Here is a 14,817-nt window from a genome sequence, read left to right on the forward strand (position 1 = left end):
TGCTGCTGTACGCGATTCAAGCGCCAGGGTGTGACGTCGGCAACGGTAAAAAAACTGGTAGGCTGTAACGTCAACATTTATTAACACAGTTTACAGGTGGCTATGTACAACATTGACGATTTTGATATGAAAATCCTGACGCTGTTACAGGCCAACGGCCGTTTGACCAATCAGGAGCTGAGCGAACTGGTGGGGCTCTCGGCCTCCCAATGTTCTCGGCGGCGCATCAGCCTGGAACAGGCGCAGCTGATCCGCGGCTACCACGCGCGGCTGGCGCCGGAGGCGGTCGGCCTGGGGCTGGTGGGGCTGATTGAAGTCAGCCTGATCACGCACGCGCAGGAGCAGATCGACAGCTTTCATCAGATGCTGGAGGACGTGGACGCGATCCTTGACGCTTACAAGACCACCGGCGACGCCGATTACCTGCTGAAAGTGGCGGTGGCTGACCTGCCGGCGCTGAGCGAATTCATCAGCCAGACGCTGTCGCCGCACAAAAGCGTGGCGCATATCAAAACGGCGGTGGTGCTCAATCGCATCAAGGAAAACGGTTTGTTGCCGGTGACGCGAGAAAGCTGAAACCGAATGCGCTTTTCCGTCTATATTAGGAACGTAACGCTGTGCCTAAACCACAATAAATAAACCAGGAGAAAAACCCCGTGTTCCAGAACGTTGACGCCTATGCCGGCGATCCCATTCTGTCGCTGATGGAAAAATTCAAACAAGACCCGCGCGCGCACAAGGTGAACCTGAGTATCGGCCTGTACTACGATGCGCAGGGCATCATCCCCCAGATGCGGGCGGTCGCCGCGGCGCAAGCGCAGTTGAACAGCGTCGAGCACGGCGCCTCGGTATACCTGCCGATGGAAGGGCTGCAACCCTATCGCTCCGCCATCCAGCAGCTGCTGTTCGGCGCGCAGCATCCGATGCTGCAGCAGGGGCGCATCGCCACCATTCAGACCGTTGGTGGTTCCGGCGCGTTGAAAGTGGGCGCCGACTTCCTGAAAAGCTACTTCCCGGATTCGCAGGTGTGGGTCAGCGATCCGACCTGGGAAAACCACGTCGCCATCTTCAGCGGCGCCGGTTTCAAAGTGAATACCTATCCGTATTTCGACAGCGAAAGCCTGGGCGTGAAGTTCGACGCCATGCTCGCTGCGCTGAAACAGCTGCCGAAGCACAGCATCGCGCTGCTGCATCCGTGCTGCCACAACCCGACCGGTTCCGACCTGACCCCCGCCCAGTGGGATGAGGTGGTCAAGGTGATCGCCGATCGTGAAATCATTCCGTTCCTTGATATCGCCTATCAGGGCTTCGGCGGCGGCATGGAGCAAGACGCCTACGCCATTCGCGCCATCGCGGCGGCCGGCCTGCCGTGCCTGGTGAGCAACTCGTTCTCGAAGATCTTCTCGCTGTACGGCGAGCGCGTCGGCGGCCTGTCGGTGGTGTGCGAAAGCGAAGAGGCGGCCGGGCGCGTGCTGGGCCAGCTGAAGGCCACCGTGCGCCGCAACTACTCGAGCCCGCCGAACTTCGGCGCGCAGCTGGTGGCCAAGGTGCTGAACGACGCCCAGCTGAAAACCCAGTGGCTGGACGAAGTGGAGAGCATGCGCACCCGCATTCTCGAGATGCGTCACGCGCTGGTGGACACCCTGAAGAGCGCGCTGCCGCAGCGCAATTTCGATTACCTGCTGGCTCAGCGCGGCATGTTCAGCTACACCGGCTTCAGCGCGGCGCAGGTCGATCGCCTGCGTGAAGAGTTTGGCGTCTACCTGATCCACAGCGGCCGCATGTGCGTGGCCGGCCTGAACCACAACAATGTGCGTCAGGTGGCCGAGGCGTTTGCCGCGGTGCAGTAACGCCTGTTAGTCTGAACGGACGTTCATCGGGGAGCGATAGCGATATCGCTCCTTTTTTATTGCCGGTGCGCCGCCGAAGTTGCCGCAAACCGGAGAGAGAATATACTGATTGAGGGGCGCTCACTCATGTGGCATCAGCAAACGCTAATCCTCAGCGCAAAAGCGCGTGGCTTTCATCTGGTTACCGACGAGATCGTCAACCAGTTAACCCACTTACACCGCCTGCAAACCGGCCTGCTGCATCTGTTGCTGCAGCATACCTCGGCCTCGCTGACGCTCAACGAGAACTGCGATCCCACGGTGCGAGCCGATATGGAGCAGCATTTCCTGCGCCAGGTGCCGGAAAACGCACCCTATCAACATGACTACGAAGGGCCGGACGACATGCCGGCGCACATCAAATCCTCGCTGCTGGGCGCTTCCTTGACGCTGCCCGTCAGGCACGGGCGGCTGATGTTGGGCACATGGCAGGGCATCTGGCTGGGGGAGCACCGCATCCACGGCGGAGCACGCCGTATTGTGGCCACATTACAGGGGGAATAACCCAATGAATAACAGCGCATTGCTGGAGTACTGCATGGCGAAGCCGGGCGCGGAGCAGAGCGACCAGAACCAGTGGCAGGCCAGCCAGATCAAGGTGGGCGACGTGATGTTCGCGATGGTGTGCGAGGTCGAAGGGCGGCCGGCGCTGGCAATCAAGTCCAGCCCGGAGCTGGCGGAAAGCCTGCGCGAGCACCACCCGGAGATCGTCGCCTGCGACGGCCTGAACAAGGCGCACTGGAATACGGTGTTTCTCGACGGCAACCTGCCGAACTCGCAGTTTTATACGCTGATCGACAGCTCCTATCAGCTGGTGGTGGAAGGCCTGCCCGAACACGTGCGCCAGGAACTGCGCGCCTGATTGCCGGGCGGCGGCACCGCCCGTTTTTCTCCTGCTTTTTCGTGTTAAATCGTGATCGCGGCTTTAAATTGGGAACGTTCCCTTTTTGTCGTCAGGAAAAAACGGCTACGCTTGGGCATTCAAGAAACGCGGATAAGATTAAGGAGGCCGACATGGCCATCAGCGAAGAAAAGCGCAAGATGATCGCCGGGGAGCTGTACGACGCCGGTGATGACCTGCTGCGCAGCGAACGTCGGCGCGCGCGCCAGTTGACGCATCGCTATAACCACTCCTCGCCGGAAGAGGGCGAGCTGCGCAAACAATGGCTGGACGAGCTGCTGGGCGGCTATCAGGGCGGCACCATCGAGCCGACCTTCCGCTGCGACTACGGCTATAACATCTATCTCGGCAAGAACTTCTACGCCAATTTCGACTGCGTGATCCTCGACGTGTGCGAGGTGCATATTGGCGATAACTGCCTGCTGGCGCCGGGCGTGCATATCTACACCGCCACCCATCCGCTGGACGCCGAGACCCGCGTCGGCGGCGCGGAGTTCGGCAAGCCGGTCAAGATTGGCGACAACGTGTGGATCGGCGGGCGCGCGGTGATCAATCCGGGCGTGACCATCGGCGATAATGCGGTCGTGGCCTCCGGCGCGGTAGTGACCAAAGACGTGCCGGCCAACTGCGTGGTGGGCGGCAACCCGGCCAGGGTCATCAAGCAGCTATAAAAAAACGGGCGCCGCCGGGCCCCGCTGTCATCAGGCTCGCAGCGAGTCGATATCCACCACGAAGCGGTACTTCACGTCGCTTTTCAGCATGCGCTCATAGGCCTCATTAATTTGCTGCATCGGGATCAGCTCGATATCGGACGTGATGCCGTGTTGGCCGCAGAAGTCCAGCATCTCTTGCGTTTCCGCGATGCCGCCGATCAGCGAACCGGCGATACGGCGGCGCTTCATGATCAGGTTGAACACCTGCGGCGACGGATGATCGTGCTCCGGCGCGCCGACCAGCGTGAGGGTGCCGTCGCGGCGCAGTAAGTTGAGGAACGGGTTCAGATCGTGCTGAGCCGCTACCGTGTTGAGGATGAAGTCGAAGCTATTAACGTGCTGCGCCATTTCATCTGGGTTGCGTGAAATCACCACTTCATGGGCGCCGAGGCGCTTGGCGTCTTCTATTTTCGACGGCGAGGTGGTGAACAGCACCACGTGCGCGCCCATCGCCCGCGCCAGTTTGACGCCCATGTGCCCCAGCCCGCCGAGGCCGACGATGCCGACCTTTTTGCCTGGCCCCGCGCCCCACTGGCGCAGCGGCGAATAGGTGGTGATGCCGGCGCACAGCAGCGGCGCGACCCCGGCCGGATCGAGATTTTCCGGCACGCGCAGCACGAAGTCCTGATCTACCACCAGATTGGTGGAGTAGCCGCCATAGGTGACGGCGCCGGTCTGGCGATCCTGGCCGTTATAGGTGCCGGTAAAGCCGTTCTCGCAATACTGTTCCAACCCCTCATCGCAGCTCGGACAGCTGCGGCAGGAATCCACCATGCAACCGACGCCGACCAGATCGCCGACCCGGTAACGCGAGACATGGCCGCCGACGGCGCTGACGCGCCCGACGATTTCATGGCCTGGTACCACCGGGTAAATCGTATTGCTCCATTCGTTGCGAGCCTGATGCAGGTCCGAATGGCAGACACCGCAGAACAACACCTGAATTTGCACATCGTGGTCGCGCAGGGCGCGCGGTGGGTAATCGAAAGGCACCAGCGCAGATTTCGCATCATGCGCGGCATAGGCATGGGTAATGTTCATGGTCGCTCCAGTTATCAATGTATGGGGACAACGCTTGGCCGGCAGCGGAGTGCCGGTAAGATGCGGCCTGAATCAGACAGGGCGGCCGCCGAGGGAACATTGATGATAAAAGCGGTGAGTGCGGAGGGAAATGCCTGAAAATGTCGAAATCTTGCCCGTTTCTGTTTGATTGCAATGAAACGGGTCAGCGTGCGGGTCGCCTGAACGACGGCCCGCACGTTGGCGATATTACTTGTTCAACAGCGGTTTCAGGAAGCGCGCGGTGTGCGATTTTTCACACTCGGCCACGGTTTCCGGCGTGCCGGCGACCAGGATCTCGCCGCCGCCGCTGCCGCCTTCCGGCCCCAGATCGACGATCCAGTCGGCGGTCTTGATCACGTCCAGGTTATGCTCGATGACCACGATGGTATTGCCCTGATCGCGCAACTGATGCAGCACCGCCAACAGCTGTTGGATATCGGCGAAGTGCAGGCCGGTAGTCGGTTCGTCGAGAATATACAGGGTCTGGCCGGTGCCGCGTTTCGACAGCTCGCGCGCCAGCTTGACGCGCTGCGCCTCCCCGCCGGAGAGCGTGGTGGCCGACTGGCCGAGGCGGATGTAGGACAGGCCGACATCCATCAGGGTTTGCAGCTTGCGCGCCAGCGCCGGCACCGCGTCGAAGAACTCACGCGCTTCTTCGATGGTCATCTCCAGCACTTCGTGGATGCTCTTGCCCTTGTACTTCACTTCCAGCGTTTCGCGGTTATAACGCTTGCCCTTGCACTGGTCGCACGGCACGTAGATGTCCGGCAAGAAGTGCATTTCGACCTTGATCACCCCGTCGCCCTGGCAGGCTTCACAGCGCCCACCCTTGACGTTGAAGCTGAAGCGGCCCGGCGTATAACCGCGGCTGCGCGATTCCGGCACGCCGGCGAACAGCTCGCGCACCGGGGTGAAGATACCGGTGTAGGTGGCCGGGTTGGAGCGTGGCGTACGGCCGATCGGGCTCTGATCGATGTCGATCACCTTGTCGAAATGTTCCAGGCCGGTCACTTCGCGGAACGGCGCCGGCTCGGCGATGGTGGCGCCGTTAAGCTGGCGCTGGGCGATCGGGAACAGCGTATCGTTGATCAGCGTCGATTTGCCGGAGCCGGACACGCCGGTGATGCAGGTAAACAGACCGACCGGCAGCGTCAGCGTCACGTCCTTCAGGTTGTTGCCGCGCGCGCCGCTCAGCTTCAACACTTTGGTCGGATCGGCCTGCACACGCTGCGCGGGAATGGCGATCTCGCGCTTGCCGCTGAGGAACTGGCCGGTCAGCGATTCCGGCTGCGCCATGATGTCGTCGACGGTGCCTTCTGCCACCACCTGGCCGCCGTGCACGCCGGCGCCGGGGCCGATGTCGATCACGTGGTCGGCGGCGCGGATGGCGTCTTCGTCATGCTCCACCACGATCACTGTGTTGCCGAGGTTGCGCAGGTGGATCAGCGTTTCCAGCAGGCGCTCGTTATCGCGCTGGTGCAGGCCGATCGACGGCTCATCCAGCACGTACATCACGCCCACCAGGCCGGCGCCGATCTGGCTGGCCAAACGAATACGCTGCGCTTCACCGCCGGAGAGCGTTTCCGCCGAACGGGACAACGACAGGTAGTTCAGGCCGACGTTCACCAGGAATTTCAGGCGATCGCCGATCTCTTTCAGCACTTTCTCGGCGATCTTGGCGCGCTGGCCGCTGAGCTTCATGTTCTGGAAGAAGGTCATCGCATGGCCGATGCTCAGATCGGAGATTTCCGGCAGCGTGGTGTCTTCGACGAACACGTTGCGCGCTTCTTCACGCAGACGGGTGCCGTGACACGAGGCGCAAGGGCGGTTGCTGATGAACTTCGCCAGCTCTTCGCGCACCGCGCTGGATTCGGTCTCTTTATAGCGGCGCTCCATGTTGTGCAGCACGCCTTCGAACGGATGGCGGCGCACGGTGGTGTCACCGCGATCGTTGATGTATTTGAATTCGATCGACTCTTTGCCGGAGCCGCTCAGTACCGCCTTCTGTACGTCGGCGCTCAGGGTGTTGAACGGCGCTTCGACGTCGAACTCATAGTGCTCCGCCAGTGAACGCAGCATCTGGAAATAGTAGAAGTTGCGGCGATCCCAGCCGCGGATCGCGCCGCCGGCCAGCGACAGCTCGGGGTTTTGCACCACGCGATCCGGATCGAAGAACTGCTGCACGCCCAGGCCATCGCAGGTCGGGCAGGCGCCGGCCGGGTTGTTGAAGGAAAACAGGCGCGGTTCCAGCTCGCGCATGCTGTAGCCGCAGATCGGGCAGGCGAAGTTGGCGGAGAACAGCAGCTCGTCCGCTTTTTCGTCGTCCATGTCCGCCACCACCGCGGTGCCGCCGGACAGCTCCAGCGCGGTTTCGAACGATTCGGCTAGGCGTTGCGCCATGTCGTCACGCACCTTGAAGCGATCGACCACCACTTCGATGGTGTGTTTTTTCTGCAGCTCCAGCTTCGGCGGATCGGACAGATCGCACACTTCACCGTCGATGCGCGCGCGGATATAGCCTTGGGCGGCCAGGTTTTCCAGCGTTTTGGTGTGCTCGCCCTTGCGATCTTTCACTACTGGCGCCAGCAGCATCAGGCGCTTGCCTTCCGGCTGGCTCAGCACGTTATCGACCATTTGGCTGACGGTTTGCGCCGCCAGCGGCACATGGTGATCCGGGCAGCGTGGCTCGCCTACGCGGGCGAACAGCAGGCGCAGGTAGTCGTGGATCTCGGTGATGGTGCCGACCGTGGACCGCGGGTTGTGCGAGGTGGATTTCTGCTCGATGGAGATCGCCGGTGACAGACCTTCAATATGGTCGACGTCCGGCTTTTCCATCAGCGACAGGAACTGGCGCGCATAGGCGGAGAGTGATTCGACATAGCGCCGCTGCCCTTCGGCGTACAGCGTATCGAAAGCCAGCGAAGACTTGCCGGAACCGGACAGGCCGGTGACGACGATCAGTTTGTCACGCGGGATGATCAGGTTGATGTTTTTCAGATTATGGGTTCGAGCACCACGAACTTCGATATTGTCCATTTACACTTCCCGTCTTGATGATACACCGCGCCTGTCGCGATTTTTGCGGGGGATTTTGTGATGGATCTCGCAAAAAACCGGCACAGCCTGGTCGAAACGCATAATTATGACACAAAAAAACCTGAATGAATATCCAGTATGAGAATGCAACAAGGTCGATCGAAAAGACAATTCTGGAATGCAATTCGCACTTATCAACACGGGTGTGGTTTCGCACTCAGCGTGGTAAACTGACGCGTTTATACTGTGTAGAAATCAATCATCGGGAGAAGTGCTCATGGCCAGCAGAGGCGTAAACAAAGTAATTCTGGTCGGGAATCTGGGTCAGGATCCAGAAGTCCGTTACATGCCGAACGGCGGCGCAGTGGCCAACATTACCCTGGCGACCTCCGAAAGCTGGCGTGACAAGGCGACCGGCGAACAGAAAGAAAAGACCGAGTGGCACCGCGTCGTACTGTTCGGCAAACTGGCTGAAGTGGCGGGCGAATACCTGCGCAAAGGCTCTCAGGTCTACATCGAAGGCTCCCTGCAGACGCGTAAATGGACCGATCAGGCCGGCGTGGAAAAATACACCACCGAAGTGGTGGTTAACGTCGGCGGCACCATGCAGATGCTGGGCGGCCGTCAGGGCGGCGGCGCACCGGCAGGTCAATCTGCCGGCGGCCAGGGCGGTTGGGGCCAGCCTCAGCAGCCACAGGGCGGCAACCAGTTCAGCGGCGGCCAGCAGCAGTCTCGTCCGGCGCAGAACAGCGCTCCGGCGGCCAGCAGCAACGAACCGCCAATGGATTTTGACGACGATATCCCGTTCTAAGCCTGGCGACAGTGCTAAAAAAACCCCGCTCAGGCGGGGTTTTTTGTGGGCGCTCGCTGCCGATTTTCTGCGGCGGTGTCGCCAATCAGTAAATTGCTACCGGGTTGATGTTGACCTGCGTTGAACCGACATACAGCGGTTGCCCCAGCACGAACAGGAATTCCCAGGTTTTCGTGCGCACCAGTGGGCGGCTGTCGATCAGTTCCAGGTTATAGACGCCGCGCTTGGCCAGCAGGTATTGGTTGACCGGGAACTCTTCGTCATTTTTCGGGTTAGGGTACACTTCGGAAGCCCAGGTATCACCGCCAAAGGCCACGATGCCTTGGTCAGCCAGCCACTTCGCCGCTTCCATGCCGATACCCGGTTCGACCTCCAGGAATTTTTTATTGTCCTTACCAATCAGCTCCAGCCAACCGGTATTAAATAAAACAACGTCGCCTTTTCTTAAGCTAATGCCCTGCTTCTTAAGCACCGCTTGAATATCCGCAACGGAAAATTCGGTGCCGCCCGGAACGATGTCTTTATGATAATAAGCCGTCATATCGAGCACTACGCCGCGGGTGACCATGGGCGGCACTTTTTCCACGCCCAATTTTTTCACGCCATCAACGGTGACGAAGTCCGCCGCCTTATTGCCGTTATAATAAACGTTGTCGATGCCGATATGGCCTATACCGTTCAACTGGGTGCCGACGCCGGTCCAGGCATTCACCAATTCATCATTAAAGGTGAATTTATTTGGGCCAAGCGTTTTGCCGTCCTGCTGACCAGGCTGAATATTATATAAACGGAAGCTACGGTGGCGGAACGCCGGGAAATCTTTATCGACGGGAACCGCTAATGACAATGTCTTGCCCTGTTTTACCAGTTGCACGGACTGTAGTACCCCTTCCGGCGTGAGCAGGTTGGCGGCGCCGATTTCGTCTTTTGCACCGTAAACAGAAGGGTACCAGTCTGACGGCTGAGCGGCGGACTCTGCGGCCTGTGCAGGCACTGTGGCAAGCAAAGGCAGCAAGAGGGAGAGGCGATACAATGATTTCATCAGTGACTCATCCTTATAACGACGTAGTGCAGGGTGAATGAAAATGAACCGTCCGGACATAGGCGACGTCAGGCCGCCGAATAATAACCGGTGGAGAAAGAGGCTCATTTTTAGTACGCGGGTGCTTTAGCGTAATGCTTTATAAAGCGTGGCGAATAACCACCCGACGATGACTTCCTTATGCGGAAATAAATAACGCCGTGCGAGCGGCGTCATTGATATTATTTTTTCAGCTCTGCACTCATGGTGACGAAATTGCCCATGTAGGCGCTGGTGATTTTGTAGCCGCTTGCACCGGCCTCTTGCGCTTTTTTAGCGATGAGAGCTTCGGTGGAGTCCAGCGTTCTACCGGTTGCGGTAACGCTTTCTGCTGCGGCGTTAAACGACAACATGGAAAACAGAGCGAGTGAAATAACGGTGGTCATGGTTTTCATATCTTTATCCTGTGTTCGACAATTCGAAAAATAAGGGTGTCCGGTACGACACGATGGAGCGAAGGATAAAGGGGACGGTGAGGTGAATAAATAACAGAATCGTCAATAAACTATTCCGTTTTTGTGCATAAACTGATTCGATTGTTGTCTTTCAAGCGGTATTGGTGGGGTATAGCGGGGGTGGCGAACGGGTATGTATCGACCTTTAGGCTTACACTCCGCGACAGGCGAATAAATAAAAAGCCCCTTACGGGGCTTGGACGTTACGCCGAGAAACCGCCGTCGATGCTCAGGCTGGCGCCGGTGATGTAACCCGCCTGCGGGCCGGCGAGGTAGGCGACGAAGCTGGCGATCTCTTCATCTTTGCCGTAGCGGCCGATCGCCATCAGCTGCTTGAGTTGATCGGCGAATTCGCCGGCGTCCGGGTTCATCTCGGTGTCTACCGGGCCGGGCTGCACGTTATTGACGGTGATGCCGCGCGGGCCGAGATCGCGCGCCATGCCTTTGGTCAGGCCGATCAGTGCCGATTTGCTCATCGCATACACCGCCGCACCGCCGAACGGCACGCGCTCGGCGTTGGTGCTGCCGATGTGGATGATGCGCCCGCCGTCATTCATGTGGCGCGCCGCTTCCTGGCTGGCGACGAACACGCTGCGCACGTTGACCGCTAGCATGCGATCCAGATCGTCCAGCGCCAGCGCTTCGGTGCTGCCCAGTGTAAACACCCCGGCGTTGTTCACCAAAATATCCAGGTTGCCGAAGTGGCTGACGGCCTGACGCACCGCCTGCTGCAGCGCCGCCGCATCGGCGCTGTCGGCCCTGATGGCGAGGGCTTTGCCGCCGGCGGCGGTAACGGCGCTTGCCACCGCTTCGGCGCGATCGGCCGAGGCGGCGTAGGTAAAGGTGACCGCGGCCCCTTCACTCGCCAACCGTTTCACGATGGCGGCGCCGATGCCGCGTGAGCCGCCCTGGACGAATGCGACTTTGCCTTGCAGAGGATGTGCTGTGGTCATGTTATTTCTCCAAAGTGGGTGAGGGTAAGGCGTTATTCCCAGTATCGGTGAAATGTCCGGCGGCCACTGTTCACAAAGAGCTTTGCCTGCCCACAACGAGAAAAGCCCCTTGCGGGGCTTCTTTCTTCCGTCGGTTGGCTGTTCGACGATCAGTTGAAGATTTCTGCGGTGCCGTACAGTTTGTTCTGGCCACCGGCGGCGACGATGCGGTAGGAACTGGCGCCCGACGCGGCGGCTTTGCTGGCCAGTTCGCTTTCCAGCGCGCTCAGGTTGGTGGCGCCGCTAACGGAGACTACGCCGATTTTTTGGGCGTCTGCAGCGGGTTGGCTGGAAGGCAGGTCAGCGGCGAAGGTAGCGAAAGAAGCGGTAGCCAGCAGCGCAGCGGTAGCAAAAATTTTGACGTTTTTCATGATGTGTTCCTCAGAGTATTTGTTAGGTGAGAGCCCGTTGCCTCTCGATGTGTTAAATAATAGTGCACCGGGTGTGAATAAAAAATCGGAGAGTTTTGAGTATCTCTGTCAAATAAACTGATTGTTTTTCACCCGCTGGCGCGCGGTAAAAATCGCCACTACCCTTTACAGAGGATCTTTAACCGGAGAAGCGTAATGACGGTAAACGCGTTTATCGGCAGCTGGGCGCTGGTGTCGTCGGTGTTCAAAAACCAGAACGGCGAGCTGAATTACCCGCTGGGCGAGCAGGTGTTGGGGCGCATCCACTATGAGGCCAACGGCACGATGGCGGCGCAGCTGTATAGCGCCGTGCGGCCGCGTTTCGCCGCCGACGATTTGGCGCAGGGGTCTGAGCGGGAGATCCGCGCCGCCTTCATCAATATGATTTGCTACTTCGGCCACTATCAGGTGGAGGAAAGCGAACAGCGGGTGGTGCATCAGGTCGAAGGCTGTTCGTTCCCCAATTGGGTAGGCAGCCGTCAGGTGCGTTTTTACGCTTTCAGCGGCGATCGGCTGACGTTGCGCACGGTGCCCTTGCAGCTCGGCAACGGCGTGCAGGTTGGCGAACTGGTGTGGCAGCGGACAGAGGCTTCGTCATGATCATTGTTCATCATCTCAACCACTCGCGATCGCAGCGCATTCTGTGGTTTTTGGAAGAGCTGGGTGTGCCCTATCAGGTGCAACGCTACGAGCGCGATCCGCAGACCCTGCTGGCGCCGGCGGCGCTGAAAAAGATCCATCCGCTGGGCAAATCGCCGGTGATCGTCGACGGCGATCTGACGCTGGCGGAATCCGGTGCCATCATCGAATACTTGCAGGAAGCCTATGACGCGCAGGGCATGTTCATGCCGACCGACTTCCACGCGCGCCAGCAGTATCGCTATTGGCTGCACTACGCCGAAGGATCGCTGATGCCGCTGTTGGTGATGAAGCTGGTGTTCAGCCGCCTTGGCCAGCCGCCGATCCCCTGGCTGCTGCGGCCGGTGGCCGGCGCGATCGGCAAGGGCGTGCAGCGCGAATACCTCGACAAACAGATCGCGCCGCACTGCGAATACCTCGAACAGCACCTGAACAAGGGCAGCTGGTTTGTCGGCAACGATTTCAGCGCGGCGGATATTCAGATGAGCTTTCCGCTGGAGGCGATGGCGGCGCGCGGCGCGTTGGACAATTGCCCGAAACTGCGCGGCTTCCTGCAGCGCATTCATGCCCGGCCCGCCTACCAGCGGGCATTGGAGCAGGGCGGCCCTTACGACCTGCTGAGTTAAGCGGATGGGCTATACTCGATGGGGTCATTCTTCATCGGAGGTAGCCCATGGCTACGCAAATCTTCGTTAACCTACCCGTACGCGATCTGCCCGCCTCGATGGCGTTTTTCACCCACCTGGGGTTCGCTTTCAACCCGCAATTTACCGACGATACCGCCGCGTGCATGGTGGTCAGCGACACGATTTACGTGATGCTGCTGACCCATGACAAATTCAGGATGTTTACCCCGAACCCGATCGGCGACGCCAAACAGGCCACCGAGGTGCTGGTGTGCCTGTCGCAACCCAGCCGGGCGGCGGTGGACGAACTGGTGCGCAAGGCGATCGCCGGCGGCGGCAACACTTATCATCAGCCACGCGACTACGGCATGATGTATGGCCATGGCTTTCAGGACCTGGACGGCCATATCTGGGAATTGATGTATATGGATCCCGCTGCGGTACAGGCGCAATAATCTCGCCGGGGCGTCCGTCGCCCCGGTTTTATCGTGCAGACGCCATTCCCGCCACTTTCTGCATAAATTGCCGCGATCTTTAGTTGATTAGACGCCATGGAAGGCAGGATAATCGTTTGCCTTGAATAAACCACCATAAATTACCCGTACCGCGCGCTGCGAGTTAAACGTTTGCCTTGGTGCGCATTGCCGTTGGCGATGCGACGGAAGGGCAAGGAAGCGGAACGTGACGTAAACGATTACGTGGCGATCGGGCGCGGGCGAGATGACAGGCCTGCTGTGACGGGCCGATTAATGAAACACAGGGGAAGTAACCTATGTCGAACTCTCAAGCGAACCACGCCGCAAAACCAACCGGCGGGCTTGATGGCTATTTTAAAATTTCCGCGCGCGGCAGCAGCGTGCGACAGGAAGTGGTGGCGGGGCTGACCACCTTCCTGGCGATGGTGTACTCGGTGATCGTGGTGCCGAGCATGCTGGGCAAAGCGGGCTTCCCGCCGGCGGCGGTGTTTGTCTCTACCTGCCTGGTGGCCGGGCTGGGCTCGCTGCTGATGGGGCTGTGGGCTAACCTGCCGATGGCCATCGGCTGTGCGATCTCATTGACCGCTTTCACCGCCTTCAGCCTGGTGCTGGGTCAGCACATCAGCATTCCGGTGGCGCTGGGCGCGGTGTTCGTGATGGGCGTGCTGTTTACCGTCATCTCGGTCACCGGCATCCGCGCCTGGATCCTGCGTAATCTGCCGATGGGCGTGGCGCACGGCACTGGCATCGGCATCGGTCTGTTCCTGCTGCTGATCGCCGCCAACGGCGTTGGCCTGGTGGTGAAAAACCCGCTGGATGGCCTGCCGGTGGCGCTCGGCGCCTTCACCTCTTTTCCGGTGGTGATGACGCTGGTCGGCCTGGCGGTGATCTTCGGCCTGGAGAAACTGCGCGTGCCCGGCGGCATTCTGCTGGTGATCATCGCCATTTCCATCATCGGCCTGATCGTTGACCCGGCGGTGAAATACCAGGGGCTGTTCGCCATGCCGAGCCTGGCGGACGCTGACGGCAAATCGTTGATCTTCAGCCTGGATATCATGGGCGCGTTGCAGCCGGTGGTGTTGCCGAGCGTGCTGGCGCTGGTGATGACTGCGGTGTTCGACGCCACCGGCACCATCCGCGCGGTGGCCGGGCAGGCCAACCTGCTGGATAAAGACGGGCAGATCATCAACGGCGGCAAGGCGCTGACCTCGGATTCCCTGAGCAGCATCTTCTCCGGCCTGGTGGGCGCCGCGCCCGCCGCGGTCTACATCGAGTCCGCTGCCGGCACCGCCGCGGGCGGCAAAACCGGCCTGACCGCCACCGTGGTCGGCATCCTGTTCCTGCTGATCCTGTTCCTGTCGCCGCTGGCCTATCTGGTGCCGGTCTACGCCACCGCGCCGGCGCTGATGTACGTCGGCCTGCTGATGCTGAGCAACGTCACCAAGCTGGACTTCAACGACTTCGTTGACGCGATGGCCGGCCTGCTGTGCGCGGTGTTCATCGTGCTGACCTGCAACATCGTGACCGGCATCATGCTGGGCTTCAGCTCGCTGGTCATCGGCCGCATCTTCTCCGGCGAATGGCGCAAGTTGAACATCGGCACCGTGCTGATCGCCGTGGCGCTGGTGGCGTTCTACGCCGGGGGCTGGGCGATTTAAGCCCCTTGGGTTTCCCTCGCCCGCCGGGCGGGGGAGCCTGTGACGGCAATTCCCTTCTTAAGATAAGT

Annotated in this window: 16 protein-coding genes; 10 read left to right on the forward strand and 6 right to left on the reverse strand. The window is 59.9% G+C overall.

The genetic code is table 11. The features are described 5' to 3' along the window. Positions 1-102: 102 nt before the first annotated feature. The 5 genes from ACJ8J4_RS21135 to maa all read left to right on the forward strand — a co-directional run bounded on the left by ACJ8J4_RS21135 (position 103) and on the right by maa (position 3,461). Positions 103-576: an Lrp/AsnC family transcriptional regulator gene (locus ACJ8J4_RS21135; RefSeq protein ID WP_025304444.1), complete on the forward strand. Its 474-nt coding sequence runs from the start codon at positions 103-105 to the stop codon at positions 574-576. 80 nt (positions 577-656) lie between these two features. Continuing rightward, positions 657-1,850 (forward strand): amino acid aminotransferase, encoded by a 1,194-nt coding sequence (locus tag ACJ8J4_RS21140; RefSeq protein WP_043139687.1) that lies wholly within the window; start codon positions 657-659, stop codon positions 1,848-1,850. Positions 1,851-1,976: 126 nt separating this feature from the next. Further along, entirely contained in the window at positions 1,977-2,393 is a 417-nt protein-coding gene (locus tag ACJ8J4_RS21145; RefSeq protein WP_004936779.1) for a secondary thiamine-phosphate synthase enzyme YjbQ, read from the forward strand. A 4-nt stretch (positions 2,394-2,397) separates the two neighbouring features. Then, entirely contained in the window at positions 2,398-2,751 is a 354-nt protein-coding gene (locus tag ACJ8J4_RS21150) for an MmcQ/YjbR family DNA-binding protein (RefSeq protein ID WP_025304442.1), read from the forward strand. A 152-nt stretch (positions 2,752-2,903) separates the two neighbouring features. Then, positions 2,904-3,461: a maltose O-acetyltransferase gene (maa, locus tag ACJ8J4_RS21155; protein WP_025304441.1), complete on the forward strand. Its 558-nt coding sequence runs from the start codon at positions 2,904-2,906 to the stop codon at positions 3,459-3,461. A gap of 30 nt (positions 3,462-3,491) precedes the next feature. Here the strand turns inward: maa and ACJ8J4_RS21160 are convergent, their stop codons facing one another. Together ACJ8J4_RS21160 and uvrA are read right to left on the reverse strand one after the other, a co-directional pair. Beyond that, complete coding sequence (locus ACJ8J4_RS21160) at positions 3,492-4,544, reverse strand: NAD(P)-dependent alcohol dehydrogenase (protein WP_043139692.1); 1,053 nt, start codon at positions 4,542-4,544, stop codon at positions 3,492-3,494. A 228-nt stretch (positions 4,545-4,772) separates the two neighbouring features. Further along, positions 4,773-7,601 (reverse strand): excinuclease ABC subunit UvrA, encoded by a 2,829-nt coding sequence (gene uvrA, locus ACJ8J4_RS21165; RefSeq protein WP_060434697.1) that lies wholly within the window; start codon positions 7,599-7,601, stop codon positions 4,773-4,775. A gap of 277 nt (positions 7,602-7,878) precedes the next feature. On the opposite strand from uvrA, the gene ssb1 reads away from it, so the two are divergent. Beyond that, positions 7,879-8,412 (forward strand): single-stranded DNA-binding protein SSB1, encoded by a 534-nt coding sequence (gene ssb1, locus ACJ8J4_RS21170; RefSeq protein ID WP_060448016.1) that lies wholly within the window; start codon positions 7,879-7,881, stop codon positions 8,410-8,412. 85 nt (positions 8,413-8,497) lie between these two features. On the opposite strand, the gene ACJ8J4_RS21175 is transcribed toward ssb1, so the two are convergent. The 4 genes from ACJ8J4_RS21175 to bhsA form a co-directional block, all read right to left on the reverse strand. Beyond that, positions 8,498-9,454 (reverse strand): cyclase family protein, encoded by a 957-nt coding sequence (locus ACJ8J4_RS21175; RefSeq protein WP_025304437.1) that lies wholly within the window; start codon positions 9,452-9,454, stop codon positions 8,498-8,500. Positions 9,455-9,675: 221 nt separating this feature from the next. Next, entirely contained in the window at positions 9,676-9,888 is a 213-nt protein-coding gene (locus ACJ8J4_RS21180; RefSeq protein ID WP_004936800.1) for a DUF1471 domain-containing protein, read from the reverse strand. 263 nt (positions 9,889-10,151) lie between these two features. After that, complete coding sequence (locus ACJ8J4_RS21185) at positions 10,152-10,901, reverse strand: 3-oxoacyl-ACP reductase family protein (RefSeq protein ID WP_025304436.1); 750 nt, start codon at positions 10,899-10,901, stop codon at positions 10,152-10,154. A gap of 149 nt (positions 10,902-11,050) precedes the next feature. Then, positions 11,051-11,311 (reverse strand): multiple stress resistance protein BhsA, encoded by a 261-nt coding sequence (gene bhsA, locus ACJ8J4_RS21190; RefSeq protein ID WP_025304435.1) that lies wholly within the window; start codon positions 11,309-11,311, stop codon positions 11,051-11,053. A gap of 195 nt (positions 11,312-11,506) precedes the next feature. On the opposite strand from bhsA, the gene ACJ8J4_RS21195 reads away from it, so the two are divergent. From ACJ8J4_RS21195 to ACJ8J4_RS21210, 4 genes are all read left to right on the forward strand, one after another. Then, the gene (locus ACJ8J4_RS21195) at positions 11,507-11,950 is read left to right on the forward strand and encodes a lipocalin-like domain-containing protein (RefSeq protein WP_025304434.1); all 444 of its coding nucleotides are present in this window, start codon (positions 11,507-11,509) and stop codon (positions 11,948-11,950) included. Then, complete coding sequence (locus ACJ8J4_RS21200; RefSeq protein WP_025304433.1) at positions 11,947-12,615, forward strand: glutathione S-transferase family protein; 669 nt, start codon at positions 11,947-11,949, stop codon at positions 12,613-12,615. Before ACJ8J4_RS21195 ends, ACJ8J4_RS21200 begins: the two co-directional genes overlap by 4 nt. Positions 12,616-12,662: 47 nt before the next feature. Continuing rightward, positions 12,663-13,070, forward strand: a complete 408-nt coding sequence (locus ACJ8J4_RS21205) for a VOC family protein (RefSeq protein WP_025304432.1) — start codon at positions 12,663-12,665, stop codon at positions 13,068-13,070. 317 nt (positions 13,071-13,387) lie between these two features. Next, positions 13,388-14,749, forward strand: coding sequence for an NCS2 family permease (locus ACJ8J4_RS21210; RefSeq protein WP_025304431.1), 1,362 nt, complete (start codon positions 13,388-13,390; stop codon positions 14,747-14,749). Positions 14,750-14,817: the final 68 nt, after the last annotated feature.

Origin of the sequence: Serratia sp. CY47280 (assembly GCF_052168655.1) — a bacterium.
Lineage (GTDB): Bacteria > Pseudomonadota > Gammaproteobacteria > Enterobacterales > Enterobacteriaceae > Serratia > Serratia bockelmannii.

Coding starts and splice junctions, on each gene's coding strand:
- ACJ8J4_RS21205 (WP_025304432.1), top strand. CDS start 12,663: ATGGCTACGCAAATCTTCGTTAACCTACCCGTACGCGATCTGCCCGCC.
- bhsA (WP_025304435.1), bottom strand. CDS start 11,311: ATGAAAAACGTCAAAATTTTTGCTACCGCTGCGCTGCTGGCTACCGCT.
- ACJ8J4_RS21185 (WP_025304436.1), bottom strand. CDS start 10,901: ATGACCACAGCACATCCTCTGCAAGGCAAAGTCGCATTCGTCCAGGGC.
- ACJ8J4_RS21180 (WP_004936800.1), bottom strand. CDS start 9,888: ATGAAAACCATGACCACCGTTATTTCACTCGCTCTGTTTTCCATGTTG.
- ACJ8J4_RS21200 (WP_025304433.1), top strand. CDS start 11,947: ATGATCATTGTTCATCATCTCAACCACTCGCGATCGCAGCGCATTCTG.
- uvrA (WP_060434697.1), bottom strand. CDS start 7,601: ATGGACAATATCGAAGTTCGTGGTGCTCGAACCCATAATCTGAAAAAC.
- ACJ8J4_RS21160 (WP_043139692.1), bottom strand. CDS start 4,544: ATGAACATTACCCATGCCTATGCCGCGCATGATGCGAAATCTGCGCTG.
- ACJ8J4_RS21175 (WP_025304437.1), bottom strand. CDS start 9,454: ATGAAATCATTGTATCGCCTCTCCCTCTTGCTGCCTTTGCTTGCCACA.
- ACJ8J4_RS21145 (WP_004936779.1), top strand. CDS start 1,977: ATGTGGCATCAGCAAACGCTAATCCTCAGCGCAAAAGCGCGTGGCTTT.
- ACJ8J4_RS21150 (WP_025304442.1), top strand. CDS start 2,398: ATGAATAACAGCGCATTGCTGGAGTACTGCATGGCGAAGCCGGGCGCG.
- ACJ8J4_RS21210 (WP_025304431.1), top strand. CDS start 13,388: ATGTCGAACTCTCAAGCGAACCACGCCGCAAAACCAACCGGCGGGCTT.
- ACJ8J4_RS21135 (WP_025304444.1), top strand. CDS start 103: ATGTACAACATTGACGATTTTGATATGAAAATCCTGACGCTGTTACAG.
- maa (WP_025304441.1), top strand. CDS start 2,904: ATGGCCATCAGCGAAGAAAAGCGCAAGATGATCGCCGGGGAGCTGTAC.
- ssb1 (WP_060448016.1), top strand. CDS start 7,879: ATGGCCAGCAGAGGCGTAAACAAAGTAATTCTGGTCGGGAATCTGGGT.
- ACJ8J4_RS21195 (WP_025304434.1), top strand. CDS start 11,507: ATGACGGTAAACGCGTTTATCGGCAGCTGGGCGCTGGTGTCGTCGGTG.